This window comes from Clostridium cellulovorans 743B (genome assembly GCF_000145275.1).
GTDB lineage: Bacteria > Bacillota > Clostridia > Clostridiales > Clostridiaceae > Clostridium_K > Clostridium_K cellulovorans.
The window spans coordinates 3,786,490-3,797,247 of record NC_014393.1 but is presented as its reverse complement, the minus strand read 5'-3'; the positions used below and the strand labels follow the sequence as shown (position 1 = coordinate 3,797,247).

The 10,758-nt window shown below is 31.0% G+C and carries 9 protein-coding genes; 8 read left to right on the top strand and 1 reads right to left on the bottom strand.

What is annotated here, in order from left to right; translation table 11 throughout:
• The first annotated feature begins 126 nt into the window (after positions 1-126).
• The 4 genes from CLOCEL_RS15520 to ispE all read left to right on the top strand — a co-directional run bounded on the left by CLOCEL_RS15520 (position 127) and on the right by ispE (position 5,957).
• Complete coding sequence (locus CLOCEL_RS15520; protein WP_010075884.1) at positions 127-2,118, top strand: methyl-accepting chemotaxis protein; 1,992 nt, start codon at positions 127-129, stop codon at positions 2,116-2,118.
• Between the two features lie 702 nt (positions 2,119-2,820).
• Positions 2,821-3,054: a Veg family protein gene (locus CLOCEL_RS15515; protein ID WP_010075883.1), complete on the top strand. Its 234-nt coding sequence runs from the start codon at positions 2,821-2,823 to the stop codon at positions 3,052-3,054.
• 293 nt (positions 3,055-3,347) lie between these two features.
• Positions 3,348-4,913: a DUF3794 and LysM peptidoglycan-binding domain-containing protein gene (locus CLOCEL_RS15510; protein ID WP_010075882.1), complete on the top strand. Its 1,566-nt coding sequence runs from the start codon at positions 3,348-3,350 to the stop codon at positions 4,911-4,913.
• Positions 4,914-5,114: 201 nt separating this feature from the next.
• Positions 5,115-5,957, top strand: a complete 843-nt coding sequence (gene ispE, locus CLOCEL_RS15505; RefSeq protein WP_010075881.1) for a 4-(cytidine 5'-diphospho)-2-C-methyl-D-erythritol kinase — start codon at positions 5,115-5,117, stop codon at positions 5,955-5,957.
• A gap of 141 nt (positions 5,958-6,098) precedes the next feature.
• On the opposite strand, the gene CLOCEL_RS15500 is transcribed toward ispE, so the two are convergent.
• Positions 6,099-6,482 (bottom strand): hypothetical protein, encoded by a 384-nt coding sequence (locus CLOCEL_RS15500; RefSeq protein ID WP_242655170.1) that lies wholly within the window; start codon positions 6,480-6,482, stop codon positions 6,099-6,101.
• Between the two features lie 191 nt (positions 6,483-6,673).
• On the opposite strand from CLOCEL_RS15500, the gene CLOCEL_RS15495 reads away from it, so the two are divergent.
• From CLOCEL_RS15495 to CLOCEL_RS15480, 4 genes are read left to right on the top strand one after another with little or no spacing between them, the layout of a single operon-like run.
• Positions 6,674-6,874 carry a CLC_0170 family protein gene (locus tag CLOCEL_RS15495; RefSeq protein WP_010075879.1) on the top strand — a complete coding sequence of 67 codons (201 nt, stop codon included), beginning with the start codon at positions 6,674-6,676 and terminating at the stop codon, positions 6,872-6,874.
• Positions 6,875-6,885: 11 nt separating this feature from the next.
• The gene (locus CLOCEL_RS15490) at positions 6,886-8,349 is read left to right on the top strand and encodes a spore germination protein (RefSeq protein ID WP_010075878.1); all 1,464 of its coding nucleotides are present in this window, start codon (positions 6,886-6,888) and stop codon (positions 8,347-8,349) included.
• Positions 8,350-8,361: 12 nt separating this feature from the next.
• Positions 8,362-9,465 (top strand): endospore germination permease, encoded by a 1,104-nt coding sequence (locus CLOCEL_RS15485; RefSeq protein WP_010075877.1) that lies wholly within the window; start codon positions 8,362-8,364, stop codon positions 9,463-9,465.
• Positions 9,452-10,636: a Ger(x)C family spore germination protein gene (locus tag CLOCEL_RS15480; protein WP_010075876.1), complete on the top strand. Its 1,185-nt coding sequence runs from the start codon at positions 9,452-9,454 to the stop codon at positions 10,634-10,636. The genes CLOCEL_RS15485 and CLOCEL_RS15480 overlap by 14 nt, the downstream gene beginning before the upstream one ends.
• The last annotated feature ends 122 nt before the right edge of the window (positions 10,637-10,758 follow it).

Below are 10,758 nucleotides of genomic sequence, written 5' to 3'. Positions count from 1 at the left end.
TAGTGATGGAAATTTATAAACCAAAAGTTTCTACTTGAAGAAAGTGAGGGGGAATCAATTAATCAATAGAATGTTGTATATCAATTAATCATTTTGTATGACGAGTATAATTGGGAGGCGAATAAAATGAAAAGTATTAAGTTGAAATTAATAGTATACTTTGAATTAATGATTTTAGGTATTATATTATTGTTAACTGTAATATCTATTGCTATATCATCTAATTCTCTTAGAAAAACTCTAGATAAAACGATGCCAGCAATTGCTGAACAAGGTGCGAATGTTGTATCAGCTGAGGTTGAGGAACAATTGTCGATATTGGAATCTCTCTCTATTAGAGATGAAATCACTGGAAGCAAAACTGATCAAGAAAAAATAGATGTGTTAAGAGATGAAATGAAGAAGTATGAATATGTAGGTCTATTGATTGCAGATGTTAAAGGACGTGCATTAGGTAGTGATGGAAAATATATAGAGTTAGGAGATAGAGATTATTTTCAAAAGGCTTTAAAGGGAGAAAGAGCAGTTTCAGATCCAATAATAAGTAAGATGAATGGAAGTGTAATTGTTGCTTACGCTGTGCCTATAAAGTCATATGGTAAGATTATTGGTGTATTAACTGCTACAAAGTCTGGCAGTGAGATAAGCAATATATCTAATGAAATTACTTTTGGAGAAAGTGGCAAGGCCTTTATGCTATCGAAAGATGGAACTAAAATAGCTCATTATGATAATAGTTTAGTTGAAAAAATGGATAATGATTTTGTTAACGTAGAAAAAGATAGTAGTCTAAAAGAGGTTGTAAAATTAGAAGAAAAAATGATTAAAGGACAGAAGGGGTCTGGTTCTTACGTTTATAATGGCGATGAAAAGTATTTAGCTTTTGCCCCAGTTCCTAATACTACATGGTCCTTTGGTGTTGTGGTAAAGCAAAGTGAAGTATTATCAGAAGTATCTCTGCTTAAAAAACTTATGGCAGTTTGTGCTGTTGTATTCTTATTACTTTCAGTATCTATTGTATATTTTATTTCAAGTATGCTTGTAAAGAGAATTAAAATTGCTACTGATTACATAGTTACAATTGCAGATGGGGACTTTACTGGTGAAGTATCCGATAAACATATGAAGATGAAAGATGAATTAGGTATTATGATAAAAGCAGTACATAATATGCAAGAATCTGTGAGAGGTATGCTCAAAGCAGTAATTGATAATTCAGAAAAAATTGATGCAGATGCTCATAATCTTTCTGCAGTTTCAACTCAGATGAATGCTGCATCAGAAGCAGTGGCTATGGCAATTCAAGAGGTTTCAGCAGGTACTTTTTCACAAGCTGGAGAGTTAGGTGAAATAACAGAAGTATTAAATGGCTTTGGTGAGAATATTGAAAAGATAACTGCAAGCATCAAGGATGTAGACAGCAGTTCTAAAGGAATTATGAAACTTACTGAAAATAGTAATAGTAAGATGAATGAATTAGCTGATTCTGTTGAGAGTACTACTAGAACTTTAAGGGATTTCCAAGATAAGATTATTGAATCAGGAAAAAATATAAATAAAATAAATGAAATAACTGCTCTTATTAATTCTATATCAGAGCAAACGAATTTATTAGCTCTTAATGCGGCTATTGAGGCTGCAAGAGCTGGTGATGCAGGACGAGGATTCTCTGTGGTTGCTGATGAAATTAGAAAGTTAGCAGAACAGTCACAGGATTCAGCAGCGAATATTGCAGAACTTGTTAATAGTGTATCAAGAGAAAATCAAGTTATGGTTGATACCACTAAATTGGTTGGAGAGAACTTTAAAAATCAAAGAGTTGTTATTGAAGATACATTATCATCCTTTAGTAACATTTCTGAAGCGATAAGTGAGGTTATACCTAAGATTGAGAATATAAATAAAGCTACTTTGGATATTAATGACCAAAAGAATGGGATAATCGAAAAAGTTGAGGCTACAGCATCTATATCAGAGGAAACATCAGCAACAACAGAAGAGATTTCTGCATCTACTCAAGAGATGAGTAGTTCATCAGAAGAAGTTTCTCAATCTGCAAAAAACCTTGAGTTAAGAACGAAAGAAATGATGGAACAAGTTGATAAATTCAAAATTTAAAAAATATAAGAAGATTTATTAGGCATTCTTAAAGTCTGCCATCAAGTAAAACTATGATGGTAGGCTTATTTTTATAGGGGGAAAGCCTAAAGCAAGTATGAATTCTGAGAAAGTCTTTGAATTTTTTATGTTGTTACTTAATAGGTATATATAATTACTTTTAGGGGAATACTTTATAGGAACAGAAGAGAATTCAGTTAAGTAATAGGTAGGTAAGTTTTTATTAGAAGACTTATCTATCTGTAAATTGCGTCGACGTGAAGTTCAAGTTAATTAGCTAGCTAGAAGTATTTAATATTTAAGAATTTCTCTAAGTTTATTTATCATTGTCTACAAGATTTATATTGTTGCATATTAAATTATATAGGTTTTATTAATGAAACTACACCAAAAGTTTATTTGTATATTGAAAAGTCGATATACTTCTGTGGAGAGTTTTTATTGGAACATATATATATTAATAATAGTTGTATGGACATTTATTGTTAAGATGAATATAGCTTATATATTGAAGATTTTTTATAGTTAAAAGATATTTTATGAAATTTATAAAGAGGAGTATATAGAAAATCTAGAATGGTTCATAGAACTATACATAAATGTTCAAATTGAAATGAAAATATATTGATTATGACTTGTAGACGAGTTTGACAATTATTTAACTATGTGCTATAATGTATAATCGAAAGAGGGTGTATAAAAATGGAACATACTACCACATTATCTTCCATAAAAACTAACATACAAAATCATGTTGGTCAAAGAGTAACTCTTAAAGCAAACAACGGACGAAAAAAATATGTTGTTAAGCAAGGTACTATTGAGAAGGCTTACCCTAGCATATTTTTAATTAGACTTGAAAGTGACACCCAGAGGACTGTAACCTTTAGTTACTCAGATGTTTTGACAAGGACTGTGCAATTAGTATTTGCGTAATATATTTAAGCCGATATCTTTAGGATGTCGGCTTTTAAATTTTCAATAATAGTTTCTATTTGAAGAATACAGTCGTATTCTTAACTATTGAGCAGTTATTTTGCTCACAACAATGATAATGATACTATGAAAGGGATACTAAGTCAATATCAATTTTTTATTCTTTCTATAAAAGTTAATAGTTTTTTCGAAATTAAGTTTGTAGAAAAAAAATTAGTAATAAACAAGGAAAGTTCTCATATCTTTATTAGTGTGGCTATATACTTAAAGTAGAAATGTAATGGAGGAATTATATGGGAGTTGAACTTGTTAAAGACACTATAGAATTCGAAAAATTGCTTGGAGAAAATGTAGTAAACCTCATACAAAAAGAAGAATATATTGTTCCAGATTCTCATCCTGACGTAAAGAATATTATTTCTGTAGATGTAAAGCCTGTAATAACAACTGAGGAAATTGTACAGGATAAAGTTTATGTAGAGGGAGTAATTCAGTACAGTATTTTATACATTGCAGATGAATCGGAGGAAAGAACAGAAGCTTTTAATTTAGTATATAAATCTAAGTTCAACGGGTATGTAGATATGCCTGGTTGTGAGCATGATATGAAAGCTGTTGTTAACTGCTTCGTTGAACATATGGAATGTAGAATACTAAATGAAAGAAAAATATGTTTAGAAGGTGTTTTAACAGTTAATGCTCTAGTGAAGGCGATACATGCCTTTGATTATGTAAAAGGTCTTTCAGATACAAAGAACACTCAGATGTTATACTATCCTCTAACTGTTGATAAAAAAATCGGTGCTGGAGATTGCAACCTTATAGCAAAAACTCAAATTTTAGTTCCTATAGAAAAGCCTCAGATAGCTAATGTTGTAAAGAATAACGTTAACTTTCATAAGAAGTCTATCAAAGTAATGGACGGTAAAGTTATTATAGAAGGCTCTGCAAATATAAAGTTTTTATATAAGGGCAAAGATACAAGGGAATTTGTAGCAGTAGAAGAAGAAGCTATGGTATCAGGTGAAATCCCAATAGATGGTGCAACTAGTGATATGTTAGCTTTGTCAGATGTGTCTATAGAATCTATAGAGTATAATGTAAGTGACGACGATTTAGGCGAATCAAGGGTGATCGATGTAGAAGTTCTCTTTAAAGGAACAGTAGAAATCATAGGTAAAGATGATATTGATATAATTGACGATGCATATTGTCCAGATGTAAGATTAAACCTAATGAAGAAGCCTTATGATTTGAATATAATTTTTGATCATAAGTATTTAGAGAATATAGTGAAAGATAATATTGAAATACCAGGAAATATGCCTAAACCTATAAATTGTCTTATGACAACTGGTGATATCTCTGTTGTTGAGAAAAAAATTATTGATGATAAAGTTTTGATTGAAGGATTAGTTAAAGCATCGGTAATTTATGAGACTAATAATGAAAATATTTATCTAGCTTCTTTGGATGAAGAACTTCCATTTAGCTGCTCTATTGATATTCCGGGTAGCAGAGTTGGTATGGATGTGATTGCTAACTTAAATCTTGAAAGTATTGAGGGAAGTATCGAAGCAAATACTATTGCAATTAAGTCAGTAGTAGGAGCAGATGTAACGGTAAAATATAATGCTCATAAGGAATTTATTGATGATGTTTCTGTTATAGAAGGAGAAGTTCCAAAGAAAAAAGCTAGTGTAACCATTTATACTATTCAAAATGGAGATACTTTATGGAAAGTAGCTAAGAAGTATTTTACAACAGTAGAGAGATTATCAGAGATTAACGATTTAGAGGTAAATGATAGTATTAAACCAGGAGAAAAACTCATTATTGAAGGAAGAGCAATTATTTAAATAGATAGTATTAATAACAATAAAGTGTCCAGAAGCCGAGCTTTTAGGACACTTTTATTTTTGTGTAACGGATATAACTTGATGAAATAATTTAGAAACTAGAGGTTTATAAAAACTCTCTTTTAGCCTATAATTTATTTATATAGGCTAAATGGAACCATGAAGATATTGGAATGAACTAGAGGAGTTGGAGGAGTAGCTATGTATGTTCGCGGCTATGCAAAGATAAATATAGCATTAGATGTTATTAGAAAAAGAGAAGATGGATATCATGATTTAAGAATGATTATGCAAACAATTGATCTATATGATGATATAGAGGTAACACCAATTGAAAAAGGAATAAAGATTGCATGCAATAAACCTTTTGTACCTTTGGATGAAACTAATATAGCTTGGAAGGCAGCAAAGCTATTTCAGGAGAAGTACAATATAGAAACAGGGGTTAATATTAATATTAAAAAGAACATTCCTGTTGCTGCAGGAATGGCAGGTGGAAGCACTGATGCAGCTGCAGTTTTAAAGGCTATGAGAAGTCTTTTCAAACCAGAGTTAACTGATGAAGAATTGATGAATCTTGGAGTTAAGCTTGGAGCTGATGTGCCTTATTGTATAGTTGGTGGAACTGCTTTATGTGAAGGGATTGGAGAAAAGATTACAAAACTAAAGCCTTTTAGAAACAAGATATTAGTTGTTGTAAAACCTAACTTTGGAGTATCAACAAAAGAAGTATATCAATCCTTAGATTTATCAAAGATCGATGAACATGTTAAGGTTAAAGAATTGCAAGAGGCTATGGCAAAAAGTGATTTAACTTATGTATGTAACAATATGAAAAACTTATTAGAAAGTGTAACGGTGAGCAAACATAAGATTATAACTAGTATAAAAAAAGACATGGTGAGAATGGGGTCAAAAGGGGCTATGATGAGTGGTAGTGGACCAACTGTTTTTGGCTTCTTCACTGATATGTTAAAAGCACAAAAGGCTTTTGAAGAACTAAAGACTAAATATAAAGAAACTTATATAACTAGAACGATTTAAGGAAAAACATATTAATTTGAATTAATCAATACTTAAAAATACTAGTTGCCTAGTGCAAGTTAATTTGATAAGGAAAAAAATATAGTTTGCAAATCTGTAAAAGAAGTATAAAGATGCAGTAAAAACATCTTTATACTTCTTTTATTTTATAAAAGGAATAAGAAGCTTAGAGCCTTTTTTTAGATAAAAAGAATCTAGTGAGTTTCTGATTATTATATAATCCTTAATAATGTTTGGGTTGCACATAGGATAATAAATATCTACTAAGTAATCTAAGGTACAATCTTCGCCAAGATGAATGTATATATACTCAGATAAAATGCAGATATATAAGTCGTATAGATATCCCATGGAGAATATAACAGTCATACAAAAGGATAGAGCTATTCCTAGAAGTACTAGTTTTATATCTCTTTCCATAAATGCTTCATAAAAAGAACCTAAGTTTATTAGGGATATTGATAATAAACCAGCTCTTATCGTATTCCTGTCTAGTGAATATAAGAATTTATCCAAGCATGTCACCTCTAGTCTATTGATTTAGATGTTATATTTAAGTTGTATATCTAAAGATTAGGAATAAGGGTCATATTTAGAGGTTATGGTTACCAGTTATATCTAAGAAGTATATCCTAATGGTTCAATTATATTCCACTGAATAATTTTAGCTACTTAGCAAAAAATACTTTTATGAATTATTTTAGAGGTGAAGGTATATGAGGATGATTGGAAACTTGGACTTTGATATTTATTTTCTGGTGTTAGTTGGTGGTTACGGTATGGTTCTATGGTTAGTTGATTCATATAAGTATAAAAATGAAAAGCAGGAAGCACTCGAGAAAAAAGCTAAAACTATAGGTATCACAACTATGAGCATAGCAGCTCTATTGTTTTTAACTCAGATATTTTTAAGGTAGGTGATTAAATTATGCATAATGAAAATCTTCAAGAACAAGTTGATGCTGATATAAACAAAAACAAAGCTTATTTAAAGAATTTGTTTAAAGATACAACGGATATAGTATATAGAGATTTTAAAATAAAAGATATTCCTGTTTTGCTAGTTTATATCGATGGAATGGCGGATAAGATTCTTTTAAATCATTTTATCGTAAATCCAGCAATGACCATGGAAGACAAGATAGCCAATGCTGCTGATATAAAGGATAATATTTTAACTGTTACAGATATTAAAGAAGCACCAACGTTTAAGGATGCTATAAATGCCATGTTATCTGGAGATACTTTGATGCTTATAAATGGCCTAGCAAATGCGTTAGTTATAGCATCAAGAGCATGGCCCACAAGAAGCATAGGAGAACCAGATGGAGAAACTGTTATCAGAGGTCCCAGGGATGGATTTAATGAAACTATAAGATTTAACACGGCGCTAATAAGAAGAAATATAAGAGACTCTAGATTAAAGGTTAAGGCGCAATCCATAGGAAGTCGTTCTAAAACCGATGTAGCAATAATGTATATTGAGGATATAGCGAATAAAGAGATTATTAGTGAGGTAGAAAGGAGATTAGATAACATTAATATAGATGCTATTCTTGACAGTGGTTATGTGGAGCAATTGATAGAGGATAATAGTAACTCAGTTTTTCCTCAGATTCAAAGCACTGAAAGACCGGATGTGGCTGCTGCAGCTATATATGAAGGTAGAGTTGCTATATTGGTAGATAACTCCCCTTTTGCACTTTTAGTTCCAGCGACATTGCCAACTTTTATGCAATCTCCTGATGACTATAATCAAAGATGGTTAAATACTGTGGTTATAAGACTGACTAGAACCTTTGCAGTGATACTCAGTCTTATTTTGCCGGGGTCCTATATAGCTGTCACTTCTTTTAATATAACAATACTTCCCACAAAGCTAGCCTATTCTATAGCTGCTACTAGGGAGGGGGTTCCTTTTCCAGCTTTTGTAGAAGTTATAATTATGGAAGTCGCCTTGATTGTCCTTATGGAGTCTATTGCAAGATTGCCTAAATCTATGGGGACTACTATAGGTATAGTTGGAGGACTTGTTATAGGTCAGGCGGCTGTTAGTGCAGGGATAGTTAGTCCAATTATGGTAATCATCGTTGGTGTAACTGCGATAACAACATTTATATCGCCAAACTATGGTATAACTAATGGCTTTAGACTTTTAAGATTTTTTCTAATAATATGTTCTATGATAGCTGGCATTTACGGGATTTTTGTAGGAATGGTTTTAATTTTAGTGCATTTGATAAGATTGGAGAGTTTTGGAATATCTTATTTATCCCCTATAGTGAATACTCACAAGGAAGATATGAAGGATTTATTTTTTAGGGCTCCAATTAGTAGTTTAAAAGCTAGACCTAAATTTCTTCATACTAGAGATAAGATAAGACAAAGGTAGGTGGGGAATAGAATGCAAGAGGGAAAATTAAATAATTTATCAAATCTTGATTTTATAAAAACTATATTTATATGTAACGTAGGTTTAGGAGGTTTTATTTTTGGATCCAACCTATCAAAAAGTGTTGGAAAAAGTGGGATGATATTCGTATTAGTTGCAGGCTTGGCGGTATATCTATCTATGTTATTGGTATATAAAGCTATGGAACTCAATCATTTTAGATCTTTTGATGTGGTGGTAGAAAAAGCTTTTGGTACTACCTTGGGAAAAGTATTTATTGTCGAAATGATAATAACGTTATTGATAATTACATCTATACAGTTGAGGGTTTATGCATTAGCAGCTGGGACGGTTCTACTAGAGAGGACAGCTGTAGAACTTATAATGGTTACATATCTTATAATTGCTATATACCTGGCAAGAGGAGGTTCGGAAAGTGTAGTAAGATTTAATCAGATAATTGCTTGGATTGTTATTGTACCTGTAGTTATTTTGTTAGTTTACTGCATGTTTAGAGGAGAAATTAAAAATGCTTTACCTTTTGTAGATCTAGAAAGGAAGGAAGTACTAACTGGTTTTAAGGATGGAATAGAAATCTTTGGTGCAATAATTTTAATATATTTTTTTATACCGCTATTAAAAGATAAAGAAAATGTACCTAAGGTTTTAACAAAAAGTATTTGTTTATCAACGATATATTATGTTTTTTTATTTTTCACCTTCTTAACCTTTTTTGGAGCACAAAAATTGGAGGATTTTCAATATCCATTTATATCGATGGTGAAAAATATTAACGAAGTATCAAGTTTTTTCGAACGGTTAGATAGTATTATAGTAACGATATTTTTACTTTCTACTATAACTGCCTTTTGTAATTTGTTTTATTTCTTATCAGAACTTATTAAAAAAATATTTTGCTTTAGCTATTCAGGCTTTGCAATGACAATATCTATACCACTTGTGTATTTGCTTTCTAGATTACCTCAGAATATAGCGGCAGTGAATGCTATAAGGACTTTAATATTACCTTTATTACTAGCTATAAATTTAGTGATAATTCCGATTTTGATCATACTGTCTAGTAAGAAAAGGGGGGAGAATCATGAGAAAAAATAGGCTTATAGCTGGTATAATTACGGTCTCAATATTTTTGACCGGTTGTGTTGATCGTGTAGAAATTGACAGAAGAAATATAATATCGATTTTAGGTATAGATATAGGAAAAGAAATCGTTAAAGAAAAAGAAATAGCAGAAAAGATTGATCCAAGCGATCCTTTTGCACAGAAAGAAATAAAAAAGCTAAAAATTACTTATGGTTTTCCTGATGTTAGTTCCTTAGGAGAGAGTAAGGGGACACAGACAAAGGTTTTATATTTTACATCAGAGGCGTACTCTATGGAAGATGCAATGGTAAAAAACACCTCTAAAAGTAGTAGAAAGCTTAATTATGGAATGGAGAGGGCACTTGTAATCTCTCAGGATATATTTAAGTATGAAGATACCTTTAGGGAAGTTTTAGATTATATTTCAAGGAACAGTAGTATAAATAAATCAATGTATGTAATAGCTTGTGAAGGGCGAGCTGAAGATTATATAAAATATAAGCCTAATGCGGAAGCGAATCTTGAAAATTTTATATCTGGATTAATGGAAAATACCCAAGAAAATGCATCGATCATTGCAGTTAAGTTGAATGATTTTATTACGACTTTAGATAAAAATGGTAACGCCATTTTGCCAAGAATTCAATATGATGTTACAAAGGATGAAGTAAATCTTACTGGCTCCATTTTAATTAAGGATTATAAAGTTGTAGAAGAATTAAATGACTTAGAATCAGGTGTTATAAAGCTTCTTAAAGGTGGGAGTGGCAGTATTAGTAAGGTTATATATTATAAAGGACATCCATTAGATTTTACAATAAAGAAGAGTAAGACAAAAATAAAGACAAATACTAATAATCCAGATAAGCTTGTGTTTGATTTAAAATTAACAATGGAAGGGGATATTTCTGGTTATTATTATCACGATAGGCTAGAGGATCCTAACTTAATAAGCGACATAGAGAAAAATTTCAACGAAGCTATAGGAAAAGAATGTGCAAGAATTATGAAGTTCAAGCTACAAGATAATGTTGTTGATTTTGTGGGTTTAAGCGATAGTATAGAGGCATTTCATAATCCTACATGGATTAAAATAAAGGAAAATTGGGATGAGGTATATAAAAATTCTGAAATCAATATTTCTGTAGACACAAAGGTAAAAAGAATAGGATTAACAAAATAAACCTAATAGCGAACTACACTTGTTTTTTAGTAGTAATAATATATCTGCTAGATACAAGTGTAGTTTTTGATGGAATATTTTTAGTTAAAGTTTCAAATACTATGAATATAAAAGTAAATATA